Raw genomic sequence first — 15,000 nt, forward strand, 5'->3', positions numbered from 1 at the left:
AGGTGGCGTCCCTGCAGAAAGACTCTGCCTGGTTCTTCTGAGGGGGGTGAAATGCCACTGGTAAGGTATATCGGAACGGTTCGTAAGGTGGATTCCATACCCGGGTCGCTGATGAGCTGGGAACCGGGTCAAATGCGGAATATGACCATTGAAGACGCAGAAAGACTGCTGGCATATCCGGACTCCTGGGTGGAGGCAGCCCATGACGTATGGTTAACCAGGGATTCGTTTGGCAACACCGGCGGACTGGTGGGGGACGCCGGCGATACCTACCCGATAATCTCGCGCTCGATCGAAGTATTGTCCAGTTCGGCGGTTGCGGCACCCTGCGCTTCGGCCGGTATCGATGAGGTCCTTGCATCATTTCCCATTCCAGCCGGAACGCTGGGCGTTAACAGTATCCTGCAGATTGAACCGCTCTGGACATTCACCAGCAGCGCGAACAACAAGTTTTTGAAGATTGCCATAGGCGGGACCGTTCTGTTTAACGTCACGCGCACGACTGCCATGGCGGAGGCCCCATTGTGGGTAATGATAAACCGGAATTCCCTGAATTCGCAGATTCTTCCGTACTCTGCAAATTCCGGTTATTTCACCGCCGGGGCAAGTTTTCCAGCAGTAGCAACAGTCGATTTCTCCGTAACCAATACTGTCGAACTCATCGGGCAGAGGGCGAGCGGCGGGGATAGCCTGGTGCTGGAGTACTACCGGGCTCTGCATTTTCTGGGAGACTGACAGAGTGCCCGTCTGTATGTAACTCAGTCCAGGGCGGCATTCTTATTATTGGTTGTTAAACTTTTTACAGGAATAAAAATTATGGCCACATATTACGTAGATCCGACTGCTCCATGCAATGGCACGGGCGTTTTCGGCTTACCCTTCAATACCTGGAGCAGCGCGTGGACGGCGGCAGGGGCTGGCAGCAGCGATGTACTTTTACAGAAACAGGGCACGACTTTTACCGGCACCGTCGGATGCAGCAAAAATGGTGCAAGCGCTGACGCTCCAATTATTATTGGCGTTTACAACGCCATTACCGGAGAGCGTGTCATGGGGGTGAGAGGAGCAGCAAAGATCAATGGCAATGGCGGCAGCATTGGCATCAACATGCAAAACTGCTTTAACGTACTGATAGATGGTTTCGAGATTTACAACTGCCAGAATTATGGGGTTTACGAAGGGCATTCCGCCGGGACCGTGGATCAGAAGGCCGACTATGTGACCGCTGTGCAGTTGAAGAATTTATACGTGCATCATATATATGCATATGATCTGGCGGCAATCTGGATGCAGGGTTCGGGCGTCAAGTACAATAATATTCTAATCGAGGATTGTGCTGGCGATGGCATATGCCACGCTGGCAGCGTTACCGGCGAAGACATAACCATCCGAAGAATCAACGATACAGCCCAAGGCCTGGGTGATTGCATATCGCATCAATATTGCAGATCCAATTCCGTATGGCGCAGATGCCTGCTTGATCATTCCAATAATTCCCAGAAGCAGCCCATGGTGCTTGGAACAGGCGTCCTGATTCCTGCGAGCGGCATTGTTGTTGAGGATAGCGAATTTATTGGCAACGCGGAAGGGGCGGGGCTGGTCTCGGTGAATTTTGTGACCGGGGTTACGATCCGCAGGAATAAATTCACCGGGAACAAGGGGGCCTATGTTCTGGGAGCCACCAGCGTAGCCGATATTGACAGCAATATCATTATCGGACAGGGTGGAAATACCATCGGGATCGGTTGCACATTGGGTGCAACGGTCAATGCACGGCATAACACCATTATCGGTCATCAAAGGGGCATAGAGCTTACCGGGATTAACAACATGGCGAAAAATAACATCGTCTACTCTACCGGCAGCACGCCCGTTATCGCATATTCCAAGGCGAATAATTATACCAATCTTGAGGGCGACCCCGCGCTTAATCTGTTCTATCTCCCGCAAACACCCGCGGTGAAGGGGGCCGGTATTTATCTTGGAGGAACGGATTACTACGGTAGCGAATTTAGCAACCCTCCCAATATCGGGGCGGTGGATGAGCTATCGGCTGCCATGAAGTAATCTGCAACCGTGGCGAATCCGTAGCGGGAATAACCGGTTTCTCGGGGGGTTCATCGCAGGAGGCATTTTCCGATAAATGACGACCATATAATTTCTGCAAGGAGCTCCCGCAAGATTTGCCGGAGTTCCTCCGCCTGCTCAATTTTTCGGGAAATCGAATCAGGAAACCGATTCAGGTCACTGGCGGGCATATTTCCCTCAATTACCGAACCATACTGAATAATGGCTACATACTGTGTAGATCCCACGGCAGCAACGAATGGCACGGGTAGTCTTGCCTCTCCGTTCAATGCCTGGAGCAGCGCGTGGTCCGCTGCAGGCGCGGGCAGCAGCGATGTTCTCTTGCAGAAACAGGGCACCACCTTTACCGGAACCATCGGATGCAGCAGGAATGGTGCAAGCGCCGCGGCGCCGATCATCATGGGTGTTTACCGTGCCCAGACAGGTGAGCGCATCACCGGCACTCAAGGCGCGGCAAGGGTCAATGGCAACGGAAATGCCATAGGCATTAACATGCAGGATCGCTATAATGTCCTGGTGGATGGTTTCGAGGTTTACAACTGCCAGAATTATGGAATTTACGAAGGGCATTCCACCGGAACCGCCGATCAGAAGGCGGATTATGTAACTGCTGTCCAGTTAAAGAATCTATACGTACATCATATATATGCATACGATCTGGCTGCAATCTGGATTCAGGGATCGGGCGTAAGATATAACAATATCCTGATCGAGGATTGCGCCGGCGATGGGCTGTGTCATGCCGGCAGCGTGACTGGCGAGGATATCGTAGTCAGAAGAATCAATAACACCGCCGGAGGTCTGGGCGATTGCATCGCGCATCATTATTGCAGGTCTAATTCCTACTGGCGCCGCTGTCTGCTTGATCATTCCAATAATTCCCAGAAGCAGCCCATGGTGCTTGGAACAGGCGTCCTGATTCCTGCGAGCAGCATTGTTATTGAAGACTGCGAATTGATTGGCAATGCGGAAGGGGCGGGATCGCTATCGGCGAATTTTGTGACCGGCCTCAAGATCCGCAGGAACAAGCTTACCGGCGATAAGGGCATCTATATCCTGGGTGCCACAAGCAGCGCGGATATCGACAGCAATATCGTGATGGGGCGGGGTGGCAATACGATAGGGATAGGCTGCACATCGGGTGCGACGGTCAATGCAAGGCAAAATACGATCATAGCGCATCAGAGAGCCATAGAGCTTCTCGGCACCAAGAATGTGGCAACGAACAATCTCATACAGTCCGCTGGTTCCACCCCCATTCTCGCGTATGCCAAGACAACAAATTACACCAATCTTGACGGCAACGCTGAAGTCGACGTGCTTTACCGCCCGCAGACCGTAACCGTCAAAAGGAGAGGAACTTACGTGGGGGGCAAGGATTTTTATGGAAAGCAGTTTTATAATCCGCCCAATATTGGCGCGGTGGACGATTTGCCGGCCACCCGCAAGTACCTGGTAATCACACGGCGCTGAAGGCCGTTTTTATAGGAAACAGCAGTAATGGGGCGATCTCTGGATCGCTTTTTTTTATGGAGCCTGACATGCCTCAAGTGAAATACGTAGGCACCTGCATTAAAACGGACAGCATCAGCGGCGTCGGGTTGCGCTGGGAACCGGAGCAAATCCGGAGCGTGACCGCCGAAGTCGCCGAGAGGCTCCTGGTGTTTTCCGATACCTGGGCGCGGGAAAAGCAAGAAATACTCCCAGCGCCCGGAGTGGACGAGCCAATCGGGCTGGCACAGGAAGAGAAACCGGTGGAGGAGCCATTGCCGGTGGTCGATTTTCATGCCATGGACAAAAAAGCCATGGTCGAGTATGCCGCGCGCAACTACAACGAACGATTGGACCAGCGGCAGAATGAAAATATTATCCGGCACAAGCTCATCGACCTGTTTGCCAGACACCATCAGGTTGAATGAGGTGGATGATGGCCTTCACCTATCAGTCTGCCGTCGATCTCGCGCGAGTTCCGCTTAATGATGCAGGTAAGGACCGGTATCCGGACCTCATTTTATTGTCGTTTGCCAACCAGGGAATCCTGCAAATCTTCATGCGGCGCCCCGATTTGTTCGCAGGCCGATTTGATAATCCGCCCGATGGCGGGAATCTGCTCGCCGACGCCTTCCCGCTGCCCGCCGAATATCTGCAAATCCTGGCGGATTACATCACGGCGAGAGCCGAGATGACTGACGACGAGTACGTCAACGCCGGGCGTGCGGCCATGTTCATGCAACTCTTTATGTCGGGCGTCGCAACATGAGGCCGTGGAGTGATTTTTATGACCTGATTATGCCGGGTCTGCCCGGTTGCCCATTCGCGATGGCTGATAACGCTTTGCGTCGATCAGCCATCGTGTTTTGCGAACAATCGCTGGCCTGGCGGTTCAATCATCCCGATATCCCGGTAATGGCCGGTACATCGGAATATGCCTTCCTTCCACCGGCGGGCGCCGCCGTGCATTGCATTACCAATGCAGTGCTGGACGGAGAGGAAATCGAGACTCGTGCGGGAGAATCCGGCATGACCGTCGGGAACTGGCGCAATCAATCCGGCACGCCACTCTATGTTCTGGGCGGGGCAGCGTCGGCCACGCTGGTGCCAATCCCCGATGCGGCCGGAATGCTGACAATGGTGGTAGCGCTGAAGCCATCCGCAGGCAGCGTGGAAATCGACGATATGCTGTTCAATGAATTCCGGGAATCCATTGTTCATGGTGCCTTGGCACAGCTTATGCTGTCGCCAAAGAAACCCTACACCAACGCGCAACTCGCCACTCACCATGAGCGGCAATTCAGCATCAGCGTAGCGGCGGCGGGCATGCGCGTGGCCAGGAGCTACACGCGTGCTCCGCTGCGCACCACGATCATGGCCAGAAAATAAGTATGTGAGAGGTGGAAATGGGACTCAAGTTTTCAAATTTCGGCAAGGCGAAAGTCGGTTCCGCTCCGGATGGAACGACCGGCTTGAGCTTCACGGTAGAGGCTGGCAAAGGGATTCTTTTTCCGGTACTCGGTGCGGATGATTATTTCTACGGGACCTTCAAGGACGCTTCCGGTAACCATGAAATCGTGAAAATCGAAGCCCGCGGCATGGACAGCCTCACCATCGCCGCTGGCGGGCGCGGACTGGACGGCACCACGGCCAGAACCTGGGGGGCGGGCGATTATTTTGTGGCGGGCATCACCCGCGCGGCGCTGGACGAATCATTATCCAATACCAACCTCATTGCCCTGGGCGCGCTTGCATCATCCGCCGATACGCTGCCGTATTTCTCCGGTGCGGGCGCCGCCGCCCTGACGAGCCTGAGCGCATTTGCCAGAACCTTGCTGGATGATGCGGATGCGGCGGCGGCACGCGCGACGCTGGGGGCGGCCGCGGCTACGCTGATTCCATCCGGCACTATCATGGTATTTTTTCAGGCTGTGGCACCTGTTGGCTGGACCCAGATAAGCACGCACCACAACAAGGCAATGCGGATTGTCGGCGGGACCGGGGGCGGATCGGGCGGATCGGTGGCCTTTACCACAGCTTTCGCCTTGCAGGCTGTTACCGGTTCGAACAGCGCAACTACACTGACTGAGGCTCAGATACCAGCTCACCAGCATTCATATTACATAGGATCTGGAACCGGCAGCGTTATACCCGATTATAACCCAGTAGATGGAAATAGCATAAGTGCTTCAGCGTATACAAATTTTACAGGTGGCGGTGGTTCCCATAATCACGCATTCACGGGTACCGCCATTAACCTCGCGGTGCAGTATATCGACGTGATTCTGGCGGGTAAAGACTGATGGAGACCCGGATTGCCGAATGTCCACTCGGGGCAAAGTGCGAGGAGATCAAGATGGAAGCAGGAAAACCCGTTCTTTACCGCTGCCCCTGGTATGTGCAGGTGCGCGGTGTCGATATGAATACCGGGGAGGAAACCGGCAACTGGGGCTGCGCCATTGCCTGGATGCCCGCTCTGATGATCAATACGGCCAACGAATCACGCAAGGGGGTGGCGGCCACCGAATCATTCCGCAATGAAATGCTGAAGCAGGGCGCGCAGGCGCAATGGGTGCAAGAGGCCTTATCCGCGGCGGCACGGCAGGCGCTGCTGCAAGGGAGCAAGACATGCGAGTAACGATAATTCGGGACGATGGTGTTGTCGGAGTGGATGGGTTATTCCGGCACGTTGATTTGTCCGCGCTGCCACCGGAAATTCGTGCGGTGCAGTGGGATGGCGTGAGTGGGCACATCGAGTACGACAATGCAGCAAACACTCCCCTGGAAACCATCGCGGGTTTCCGGTGGATAGTGGATCTCTGGGTTGCCGCCGCAGCGCAGGCGCCCGCGCTGCCCGCTACCCCGGGCAGCAGGGATTAATGGCGCTCTTTGAATAATGTTCAACAAGGCCGCATAAGCGGCTTTTTTTATTGGAGGTTCATGATGACCCAGTTCCAGCGCAAGCGCATCAAGGAAGAAATCGAGAAGCAAAGTGCGGCGGCCGATGCGGGTGCAGACAGATTTCTCGACAAACTGCGGGCTTCGAAGTGGACGGGCGTGATTCTGCTTGCCGCCGCGATGGGGATTGTGATTGTTGTCCTGTGGAGCCTGTTCTGACATGGCGGACCAGGACCCTGACAGCGATCACAAAACAGAGCGGCGGCGCGGCCCATCCACTTCCACGCTGTCCTTCGGCGGGATTATCGCAATAGCCAGTCTGCTCGCATCGGGCGTGGCGACTTACAACGCGGTGCAGAATGACATCGCCAGTTTGAAACGCGGGGAACTGTATCAGGAGAGAACCAATGAGCGCCTCAGTGAGGAGATCAAATCCGTAAGAGTCGAGCAGCGGGAAACGATGAGGGAATTCAACGAAAAACTCGATAGAATCATCGAGCAGTGGCCACGCGGGAGAAAACAATGAGATATCTCGCCGCTGTCCTGTTTCTGGCATCCTGCAGCATATTCACGCCCGCGCAAATAGATGAACGAGCTGCTGAACAGCCAACCCCCCCGATGCCAAATCCCGGGAAAAATCCCGAGGTAAATCCCGAATCACCGGAGAGCCGGGCCGAGGGGCGCAAGCTGAAACCCAGGCCGGTGGCGCCATCCGCATCCGACGTCTCGCCCTGCGCGAATCTCGATGCCGGCGATTTAAAGGCGACCATAAAGGCGAAGCTCGACTGCCTCCAGGAGCATGCTAAATGAATAGGACGTCCCCCGCGCATGTCCGCTCCACAATCACGGTAATGGTGCTGGCGGCGTCGACCCTCGTCGGAATCGCCTTGCATGAAGACTACAAGGAGGAGGCTTATATACCCGCACCCGGCGATGTGCCCACTATCGGCTTTGGAACGACCACCGGTGTCAAGATGGGTGACAGGACCACGCCCACGCGCTCTCTGGTGCGATTGCTCGACGAAGTCGAGGGCGTCTACGCGGCCGGGGTCAAGAAGTGCGTTACCGCGCCGCTGTATCAGCATGAGTATGAGGCATACGTGTCGCTGGCCTACAATATTGGTGTCGGCACATTCTGCAAGAAGGCGCAGCCGGGGAAGCCGCCCAATCTGATAGATCTGATCAACGGCGGGCAATATGCGGAGGCCTGCAAGCGCATCGAGGCATTCAAGTACGGACCAGGCAGAAAAGTACTGCCGGGACTGGTAAAAAGACGGACGGAGGAACGAGCCATATGCGAAGGGAAAAAATCGCCCAAATCATCGGGTGGCATGGATCCCGAATCCATTGGCTGAGCGCTCGTTTTCCAGTTTTTCTCCGTTAATTTTCCAGCGTTGCGCCATGGTCCGTAAAGATTCTTTCTGCCGCCCTGATCCCCGTCTCCTGGGTGAGCTCGCCGCCACCGGGTGGATTGCACGCCATGTCGTCCCATCATCGGATTTAGGATAATGGCCACGTTCAGAATCGCCGCGTTCTCCGGGCTTGTGCCGAGACTGGCAAGGCAGCTGCTTGCGCCGAATCAGGCGCAGGTCGCGACAAACTGCAACCTAACATCCGGCGATCTGCGCCCACGGAACGGCCCGCTGCATGTATTTTCGCCTATCATCGGCAATGATATAGAGTCCATATTCCGCATGGAGAAGGACGGCAACGAGAAGTGGCTGGTGTGGGATAAGGATGTCGACGTGGCGCGTTCCCCTGTTGCCGGGAACACTGAGCGGCGTTTCTACTACACGGGCGACGGCGAGCCTAGAGCATCGGATTACGACACGGCTACCACGGGAGTGGGGCCTTATCCTTCCGGATGCTATGTGCTGGGCGTGAGTCCCCCCGTTACCCAGCCGACCGTGACGCCTTCCGGCGGGGTGAGCGGCACAACGGTGTCGCGCGTCTACGTTTACACGTTCGTAACCCTCTGGGGAGAAGAGTCCGCGCCGTCGCCGGTCTCCCCCACGACGACCGGAAAGATCGATGACACCTGGGCGCTGTCCGCGATGGATGCCGCGCCGCCGAACTCAGGCGCCGTGACCGGCGCAATCAAGGACACACCGAGCGCCGGGTACGTGACCATCACATTAAATAGTGTGTTCGGGCTGCGTGCCCATGAAGAAATCACATTTGCCGCGGTAACTGGCATGACGGACTTGAATGCCACATTCCCGATAGTGAGTATCAGCGGCAATGATGTGGTGGTGCTGCTGTCGACGACTCAGACTTATAGCGCTTGCGGAACGTGGACGCGCAAGGCCCCACACAACACTACCGGCATGACCAAGCGGATCTACCGCACGCTCACCACTTCATCCGGTACCGAGTATCACTATCTCGTCACCTTGTCGGTGGGCACCACGACGTACAACGACACCATTTCCGATACCGTTGCCGCCCTGGGCGAAGTATTGCCGTCCGCGACATGGAACATGCCGCCGGCCAACATGAAGGGCATCATCATCATGGCGAACGGGATAGCGTGCGGCTTCTTCGGCAATGAGGTCTGTTTCTCGGAGCCGTTCAAGCCTTATGCATGGCCGACCGCCTATCGTCAAACCTACGATCAGGACATTGTTGCAGTAGGGATCGTTGGCACCACACTGGTGGGCATGACCGAAGGCAACCCCTTCACCATTACCGGCGTGGACCCGATAACCATGGGTGGCGGTATGGAGAAGCTGGGCGTGGCGTGGCCGTGCATGGCAAAGCGCGGCGTGGCGAGTTTCGCCTTCGGAGTAGGGTACCCGGCGCCGCAAGGGCTGGTCATCTCCGGCATGAACACGGACATCGTTACCAAGGACCTGTTCACGCAGAGGGAATGGGGGGAACTGAACCCGTCCACGTTCATCGCCGCATCCGCCGATAACCGCTACTACGCCGGCTACACCATTGACGACAGTTCGCTCATGTTCGTGATCGACAAGGCCGAGAGCGCATCATTCGTCAAGGTGAACCAGCGAATTACCGCCATATGGGCCGATCCGTGGACCGGCAAGCTCTATGTCGCTGCCGACAAGAAGATCTACCAATGGGAAGGCGATGTCGGCACCAAGCTTTCCTATGAGTGGAAGAGCAAGAAATTCATCAGCCAGCCGCCATTGAACTACGGCGCGGCCAAGGTCGATGCCGACTTTGATATGTCCGAAGCGGAAACGGGGGCAGCCTTGACCGCTTATAACGCTGCGATTGCCGCGAATCAGGCGCTCATCACCGCCGGGGCCATGAATGATGGCTTGGCCGATCCATACCTGGGCGAGTATGAGATAGGCGGGGACGAGATGCAGGCCATACCGCCCTTGGCTATTGACGCGCTGCAGTTCCAGTTATGGGCCGATGGTACCTTGAAGTTCACCAGGACGGTTGAGAACAGTCGCGCATTCCGGCTTCCAGGCGGCTACAAGGCCGACAACATAGAAGTCGTGCTGTCGGGCAATGTGAAGGTAACTGGGGTGGTGCTGGCTGAAACGATGGATGGGTTGAAGCAAGCGTAGTTCCTTGATATTAAACAATTCTGTAACTTGCACAATTTAGCAAACTGAACTGAATGCTTGAGCAATTAACGGGTACACGATAACAATATGACAATCAAAAACCTGACAGGATCTGGAATATGGCTCCCGCCGTTGGTAAATGGCATCGCTTCAGGAGTCCCAGCTACTCTGGACTCGATACTGGACGCCGATGAGGAAGAGTTCCAGGTTATCGGCGATGTCACTATCGACGGTGGCGGATCAAAGACTTTTGGCACGACGGGATCAAAGATAGATTGGCTTCCGGGTGCATCAATAACATTTGCGAGTTCCGCCACTCTGCGCGTCGGGGTAAAGAAAGCGGCGAGTATCGACACTGCCAACGGCCCCCCGGCGCGGGCTACGATAGGCGCGGCGGCGTTTGATGTTTACAAGGATTTAATCGGCGGGACGGACGCAATCACGTCCACCACATCACGCTCGGATGCAATGGCAGCGGGTACTCCTTTCACGGTCACCGATGGAGATCAGATAGCAATCTGCTTTCACATTGACATCATATCCGGAACGCAAAGCGTCAAAATCAGAAACTTGGCCACATCATCCGCGATGGGGTATCCGGCCAGCACGCTGGTTACTGCCGGCCCTGCATACTCGGGTCAGGCTTGCCTGCCCAATATCATTCTGACATTCGATGACGGCACGCTCGGATGGATAACGCCAAGTTGCCCTTTTTCCGTGCTGGATACATCTTCTTCTACGATAGGTAATGGCAATATCCGGGGGAACATTTTCCGTGTTCCCTTCCCCTGCAAGATCAGCTCAATTGCGGCGGTGATGAATGTGCAGGGAAATTACGCGATGGAGCTGTACTCAACTCCGCTTGGCACGCCATCGCTGATTGAGTCCATCCCGGTAAATTTCAGGCAAGTGGGCGGAACGTCAAATCGGATGCACATCAAGCGGTTGATGACTCCGAGATTGCTCTCAGCTAATACCGATTACGCAATTGGCATCAAGCAGACAACAGCTACGGCACAAACCATCTCGCAGCGCGATATTAATGTGGCCGCTCAATTCGAATCTTGGGGATTGGGGGCGGAGTGCTATGGAGCCACATCAACAGCCGGGGGCACCTTCTCGCCGGATAATTCCGGATTAAGGAGGTATGCGATTCACACCATGATTTCGGCGCTGGACGATGGGGCCGGCGGAGGCGGCGCTGCCGGGATGAAGCAGTCATTCATGAATGCAAACTTTTCGGGGTAGGTAAGTCATGCTGCACACATTCAAGAATGGTCAAGGTTCCGTTGTATTGCGAGTCAAGTTACTGGATTCATCTTCAACCGGTGGCGCCGGGCTGACTGGACTCACCAGCGCGTCATCCGGTCTGATTGTATCCACCATTGCCGACAACGAGGCGGCCGCAACAACCTACACCGCGGCCGGATCAACGATTGAGGGCATTACTACTCTCGGTACGTACGCCGCGCCCACGGCCACAAAATGCCGGTTTAAAGAGGTTGACGCCACCAATCACAAGGGCGTCTATGAACTCCAATTTGCGGATGCACGCTTCGCCGTGTCGGGCGCCAAGTCGCTGTTGGTGAGCATTGCGGGCGCGACAAATCTTGCCCAGGCCGATTTCGTGGTGCAGTTGCAGAGTGATGACCCATATGTTGCCAAGCCGACGAATTACGCCTCTCTGGCAATCGATGGAAGCGGGCGCGTGGACGCAAGTAAACTGGCTGGCCAGACGATTACCGCGGCTGCTGGCGTCACATTCCCCTCGAGTGTGGCGAGCCCGACGAATATCACGGCCGGCACGATTACAACCGTCACGAATCTGACCAATCTTCCGGCCATTACTGCGGGGTGGATTACGGCTGCTGGCATCGCGGCGGGCGCGTTCAACGGCAAGGGCGACTGGAACGTGGGCAAGACTGGATATTCACTCATCCAAGCATTCCCGGCAAACTTCAGCACCATGTCAATTACCGCTGACGGCTTGGTTGACATGGGCGCTTCCGCGGTAGCCACGGCGGTATGGAATGCGGCAACGGCCGCCTATGGCAGCGCCGGCAGCTACGGCCTGCTTATCGCAACAAATCTCGATGCGCAGGTAAGCACCGTGGGCGGCGGAAGCCTGACGGCGGCGGGCATTGCCGATGCGGTATGGGATGAGTTGTTACCGGGGCATGTAATATCCGGTTCCGCTGGCGCCGGATTATCTGCCGCAGGCTCCGCCGGGGATCCGTGGTCAATTCTTGTGCCCGGTTCTTATGCTGCCGGTACGGCCGGGTACATCATGGGGGCCATGAGCACCAAGATCAACTACCTTCCTTCTGCCACTGCTGGCGCTGCTGGCGGACTGACTATCGCCGGGGCAAATGCAGAGATGACCGTTAATATAACCGGCAATCTCACAGGTAACGTAACGGGTTCGGTGGGTAACGTAACCACCGTTTCCGACAAGACAGGCTATTCCCTATCCTCCGCTGGCGTACAGGCGATATGGGACGCGCTCACATCGGCGCTGACGACCGTTGGCAGCATCGGCAAGAGGATTGCCGATTACCTGACAGGGGATGCATACGCCCGCCTGGGCGCTCCTGCCGGCGCATCTCACGCCGCGGACAATGCCGCAATCCAGGCCGACACCACGAACATCAGAACTCGCCTTCCGGCGGCATTGGCCGGCGGGAGGATGGATAGCAACCTCGGCGCGATCAACGGCAGCACAGCCAGATTGGCGGCTTTCGATCGCGCTGTGGCAGGAAACGTGATTGGCACGGTAGGCGCGGGATCGACCACTACCACTATCGTATCGTCTGCGCTTGCTCCTGCCGGGTCGGTGATGACGCAATTCAAAGGCCGGAACATCACGTTTGCCGACAACACGACTACGGCGGCATTACGCGGCCAGATGACGGATATTACTTCATCCACCGCGTCAGCAACCCCAACATTCACAGTCACCGCGCTTACTACTGCCCCGGTCGCGGGGGATTTGTTTTCAATCACATAGATGGCCGCTAAATCCAGACCAGGTTCAGGAGGGTACGGCATCAGCCGGGCCGGCACGTTCTCCGGCAAAAACGCCGATGCCGGGATTGTGGCCGATGCCTTCCTGTCCACACGGACTGTCTCTGCCGGCATCAAGAAGCCGGGTATCCCAAGCGGTACGCCGGAATGGTTAAAAACCATGCTTGAAACCATCATTGGTCGCCGCGGCAATGCGATCGAGGTGCCTGGATTCCAGACGCTGACGTTTTCCGCAAGCCCGACCAAAGCCGAATGCGAGGCGCTTTATTCCTACACCAACCAGATACGTCAATCGGTTGAGAATATTCTTGCGAGGCTGGATAGCTGATGATCAATAATCACTTGTTCGCGATCCTCAAGATCGATATGGGAATTCCTCTCACGCCTGAACTGGCGGCCGATATCTGTCTTGCCGCGGACCAGCTGACCACGCTGATGCCGGTGGAAAACATGGGCCGCATCGAGTCGGAACAGCACGGCGGCCTGGCTTTTTCCATTGAGCGCATTGAAGACATCACCGATGAAATCAAATCGCTGCACCGGGCGCACTGGGATGAAACGGAAGTACACCGGCATGAGCTGCCCTTCAACCCGGATTACGAGACATTCATCCGCTACGAGCGTGCCGGGCGCTACGTGCTTTTCACGCTGAGAAGCGAAGCGCGACTGCTGGGCAACTGCGCGATGTACCTGGATAAAAGCGCGCATACGCAAATGCTCATCGCCACGGAAGACACGCTTTACCTGCTGCCGGAGGCTCGCAAGGGCAGGGTGGCAAAATGCTTTGTGGCGTATGTCGAGAATGCGATGCGGTTGCTGGGCGTAAGCGAAATCAATATTTCGGTGAAAACCGTGAACAAGGCCGAGAGATTCTTCCGGCTTCTGGGGTACCGTCATGTGGAGAATGGCTTAACCAAAATACTGGAGAGGTCGAAAATGTGTAGCTCGAAACCGCCGAAACCCGATCCGCTTATCGGCCAGGCCGCCATGTCCAACGCGGAACTCGCCAGGGAAATGGCCGGGGTGGCGCGCGATCAACTGGCCTGGGAGAAAAATTGCGCCGCAAGGCAGGACCCCCTGATGGAAAAAATCATCGGCCAGCAGATTGCATCGGGTGACGCCAATGCCAATCGGGCGGAATCCCAGTGGCGGATCTACCACGATCTTTTCGCCCCGCTGGAAGCCCGCATGGTGGAGGACGCCAGCGAATTCGACTCCCCCAGCCGCAAGGAAAGAATGGCCGGGGAAGCTGCGGCGGATGTCTCGCGCGGCTATCGCGGCGCGCTGGATTCCAGCCAGCGGGCACTGGGCCGGCTGGGCATCAACCCGGACTCGGGCAGATTCCAGGAGTTGATCCAGGATATCAATCTTGGGCTGGCCCGGGATACCGCCGGCGCAATGAACAAGGCACGGCGCGATACGGAATTGCAGGGCATGGCAATGCGCGAAGGTGCGGCGAAATTCGGGCGCAACATGCCGAACACCGGGCTTGCCGCCGATGCCGCAGCGCTTAATGCCGCCAATTCCGCCACAGGCAATCTCGCTACGGCTGCGGGATTGCACAACGCGGGGATGAATGCCGCGCAGGACTGGTTTGGCGGCGCAACCAGCGCGAGCACGTCCGCCGGCAATCTGGGGCTGGGGCAATATCAGGGGCAACTCGATGCCTGGCGGCAAGCAAACCAGAATTCAGCGCTGGGTGCCGCGGGATTGGGGAGCCTGCTTGGCCAGCTCGGCTCGGCCGCCATCACGAAGAAGTTGTGAAAAAAGCGTGTCATTCCGGACTGCAAACCGTACGCGACCCATATCGATGCCGCATACCGGCGGAGTCCATGCGGGAAGCGGCAAAGGACCGCATCGCTGAAGTTGCTCCAGCCCATGCATGATGCGGCATCCCGGCCTGAAAAAGGGCGAGGCTGCCGGATTCAGGCTAACCGGTCATTGACAGCCATCAGAT

18 protein-coding genes are annotated in these 15,000 nt (G+C 56.5%); all 18 read left to right on the forward strand.

Annotation, left to right across the window (positions count from 1 at the left end):
• Positions 1 to 51: 51 nt before the first annotated feature.
• The gene (locus EBAPG3_RS08700) at positions 52 to 735 is read left to right on the forward strand and encodes a hypothetical protein (RefSeq protein ID WP_151898905.1); all 684 of its coding nucleotides are present in this window, start codon (positions 52 to 54) and stop codon (positions 733 to 735) included.
• A gap of 81 nt (positions 736 to 816) precedes the next feature.
• Positions 817 to 2,067, forward strand: a complete 1,251-nt coding sequence (locus EBAPG3_RS08705; protein WP_004178463.1) for a right-handed parallel beta-helix repeat-containing protein — start codon at positions 817 to 819, stop codon at positions 2,065 to 2,067.
• A gap of 222 nt (positions 2,068 to 2,289) precedes the next feature.
• Complete coding sequence (locus EBAPG3_RS08710; protein ID WP_081607279.1) at positions 2,290 to 3,561, forward strand: right-handed parallel beta-helix repeat-containing protein; 1,272 nt, start codon at positions 2,290 to 2,292, stop codon at positions 3,559 to 3,561.
• Positions 3,562 to 3,629: 68 nt separating this feature from the next.
• Positions 3,630 to 4,007, forward strand: a complete 378-nt coding sequence (locus tag EBAPG3_RS08715) for a hypothetical protein (protein ID WP_151898906.1) — start codon at positions 3,630 to 3,632, stop codon at positions 4,005 to 4,007.
• Positions 4,008 to 4,012: 5 nt separating this feature from the next.
• Entirely contained in the window at positions 4,013 to 4,348 is a 336-nt protein-coding gene (locus tag EBAPG3_RS08720) for a DUF6682 family protein (protein ID WP_227869187.1), read from the forward strand.
• Positions 4,345 to 4,968 carry a phage adaptor protein gene (locus tag EBAPG3_RS08725; RefSeq protein WP_004178474.1) on the forward strand — a complete coding sequence of 208 codons (624 nt, stop codon included), beginning with the start codon at positions 4,345 to 4,347 and terminating at the stop codon, positions 4,966 to 4,968. Before EBAPG3_RS08720 ends, EBAPG3_RS08725 begins: the two co-directional genes overlap by 4 nt.
• 17 nt (positions 4,969 to 4,985) lie before the next feature.
• Positions 4,986 to 5,882 carry a hypothetical protein gene (locus EBAPG3_RS08730; protein WP_004178476.1) on the forward strand — a complete coding sequence of 299 codons (897 nt, stop codon included), beginning with the start codon at positions 4,986 to 4,988 and terminating at the stop codon, positions 5,880 to 5,882.
• 53 nt (positions 5,883 to 5,935) lie between these two features.
• Complete coding sequence (locus EBAPG3_RS08735; RefSeq protein ID WP_004178478.1) at positions 5,936 to 6,217, forward strand: hypothetical protein; 282 nt, start codon at positions 5,936 to 5,938, stop codon at positions 6,215 to 6,217.
• Positions 6,208 to 6,459: a hypothetical protein gene (locus EBAPG3_RS08740; RefSeq protein ID WP_004178480.1), complete on the forward strand. Its 252-nt coding sequence runs from the start codon at positions 6,208 to 6,210 to the stop codon at positions 6,457 to 6,459. Before EBAPG3_RS08735 ends, EBAPG3_RS08740 begins: the two co-directional genes overlap by 10 nt.
• 60 nt (positions 6,460 to 6,519) lie before the next feature.
• Positions 6,520 to 6,696, forward strand: a complete 177-nt coding sequence (locus tag EBAPG3_RS15175) for a hypothetical protein (RefSeq protein WP_161493785.1) — start codon at positions 6,520 to 6,522, stop codon at positions 6,694 to 6,696.
• Between the two features lies 1 nt (position 6,697).
• The gene (locus EBAPG3_RS08745) at positions 6,698 to 7,003 is read left to right on the forward strand and encodes a hypothetical protein (protein ID WP_004178484.1); all 306 of its coding nucleotides are present in this window, start codon (positions 6,698 to 6,700) and stop codon (positions 7,001 to 7,003) included.
• Complete coding sequence (locus tag EBAPG3_RS08750; RefSeq protein WP_004178490.1) at positions 7,000 to 7,287, forward strand: hypothetical protein; 288 nt, start codon at positions 7,000 to 7,002, stop codon at positions 7,285 to 7,287. Before EBAPG3_RS08745 ends, EBAPG3_RS08750 begins: the two co-directional genes overlap by 4 nt.
• On the forward strand, positions 7,284 to 7,832 hold the full coding sequence (locus tag EBAPG3_RS08755) for a lysozyme (RefSeq protein WP_151898907.1): 549 nt from the start codon (positions 7,284 to 7,286) through the stop codon (positions 7,830 to 7,832). Before EBAPG3_RS08750 ends, EBAPG3_RS08755 begins: the two co-directional genes overlap by 4 nt.
• A 153-nt stretch (positions 7,833 to 7,985) precedes the next feature.
• On the forward strand, positions 7,986 to 10,019 hold the full coding sequence (locus tag EBAPG3_RS08760; protein ID WP_004178494.1) for a hypothetical protein: 2,034 nt from the start codon (positions 7,986 to 7,988) through the stop codon (positions 10,017 to 10,019).
• An 87-nt stretch (positions 10,020 to 10,106) separates the two neighbouring features.
• Entirely contained in the window at positions 10,107 to 11,267 is a 1,161-nt protein-coding gene (locus EBAPG3_RS08765) for a hypothetical protein (protein WP_004178496.1), read from the forward strand.
• A gap of 7 nt (positions 11,268 to 11,274) precedes the next feature.
• The gene (locus EBAPG3_RS08770; RefSeq protein ID WP_004178497.1) at positions 11,275 to 13,026 is read left to right on the forward strand and encodes a hypothetical protein; all 1,752 of its coding nucleotides are present in this window, start codon (positions 11,275 to 11,277) and stop codon (positions 13,024 to 13,026) included.
• Positions 13,027 to 13,371 (forward strand): hypothetical protein, encoded by a 345-nt coding sequence (locus tag EBAPG3_RS08775; RefSeq protein WP_004178498.1) that lies wholly within the window; start codon positions 13,027 to 13,029, stop codon positions 13,369 to 13,371. It abuts the gene before it with no gap.
• Positions 13,371 to 14,807: a GNAT family N-acetyltransferase gene (locus tag EBAPG3_RS08780; protein ID WP_004178499.1), complete on the forward strand. Its 1,437-nt coding sequence runs from the start codon at positions 13,371 to 13,373 to the stop codon at positions 14,805 to 14,807. The genes EBAPG3_RS08775 and EBAPG3_RS08780 overlap by 1 nt, the downstream gene beginning before the upstream one ends.
• Positions 14,808 to 15,000: the final 193 nt, after the last annotated feature.

The sequence above is a fragment of the Nitrosospira lacus genome (assembly GCF_000355765.4).
Classification (GTDB): Bacteria; Pseudomonadota; Gammaproteobacteria; order Burkholderiales; family Nitrosomonadaceae; genus Nitrosospira; species Nitrosospira lacus.

Bases quoted from the DNA above. Each gene is read 5' to 3' on its own strand.
- EBAPG3_RS08700 (WP_151898905.1), top strand. From the start codon at position 52: ATGCCACTGGTAAGGTATATCGGAACGGTTCGTAAGGTGGATTCCATA.
- EBAPG3_RS08705 (WP_004178463.1), top strand. From the start codon at position 817: ATGGCCACATATTACGTAGATCCGACTGCTCCATGCAATGGCACGGGC.
- EBAPG3_RS08710 (WP_081607279.1), top strand. From the start codon at position 2,290: ATGGCTACATACTGTGTAGATCCCACGGCAGCAACGAATGGCACGGGT.
- EBAPG3_RS08715 (WP_151898906.1), top strand. From the start codon at position 3,630: ATGCCTCAAGTGAAATACGTAGGCACCTGCATTAAAACGGACAGCATC.
- EBAPG3_RS08720 (WP_227869187.1), top strand. From the start codon at position 4,013: ATGATGGCCTTCACCTATCAGTCTGCCGTCGATCTCGCGCGAGTTCCG.
- EBAPG3_RS08725 (WP_004178474.1), top strand. From the start codon at position 4,345: ATGAGGCCGTGGAGTGATTTTTATGACCTGATTATGCCGGGTCTGCCC.
- EBAPG3_RS08730 (WP_004178476.1), top strand. From the start codon at position 4,986: ATGGGACTCAAGTTTTCAAATTTCGGCAAGGCGAAAGTCGGTTCCGCT.
- EBAPG3_RS08735 (WP_004178478.1), top strand. From the start codon at position 5,936: ATGGAAGCAGGAAAACCCGTTCTTTACCGCTGCCCCTGGTATGTGCAG.
- EBAPG3_RS08740 (WP_004178480.1), top strand. From the start codon at position 6,208: ATGCGAGTAACGATAATTCGGGACGATGGTGTTGTCGGAGTGGATGGG.
- EBAPG3_RS15175 (WP_161493785.1), top strand. From the start codon at position 6,520: ATGATGACCCAGTTCCAGCGCAAGCGCATCAAGGAAGAAATCGAGAAG.
- EBAPG3_RS08745 (WP_004178484.1), top strand. From the start codon at position 6,698: ATGGCGGACCAGGACCCTGACAGCGATCACAAAACAGAGCGGCGGCGC.
- EBAPG3_RS08750 (WP_004178490.1), top strand. From the start codon at position 7,000: ATGAGATATCTCGCCGCTGTCCTGTTTCTGGCATCCTGCAGCATATTC.
- EBAPG3_RS08755 (WP_151898907.1), top strand. From the start codon at position 7,284: ATGAATAGGACGTCCCCCGCGCATGTCCGCTCCACAATCACGGTAATG.
- EBAPG3_RS08760 (WP_004178494.1), top strand. From the start codon at position 7,986: ATGGCCACGTTCAGAATCGCCGCGTTCTCCGGGCTTGTGCCGAGACTG.
- EBAPG3_RS08765 (WP_004178496.1), top strand. From the start codon at position 10,107: ATGACAATCAAAAACCTGACAGGATCTGGAATATGGCTCCCGCCGTTG.
- EBAPG3_RS08770 (WP_004178497.1), top strand. From the start codon at position 11,275: ATGCTGCACACATTCAAGAATGGTCAAGGTTCCGTTGTATTGCGAGTC.
- EBAPG3_RS08775 (WP_004178498.1), top strand. From the start codon at position 13,027: ATGGCCGCTAAATCCAGACCAGGTTCAGGAGGGTACGGCATCAGCCGG.
- EBAPG3_RS08780 (WP_004178499.1), top strand. From the start codon at position 13,371: ATGATCAATAATCACTTGTTCGCGATCCTCAAGATCGATATGGGAATT.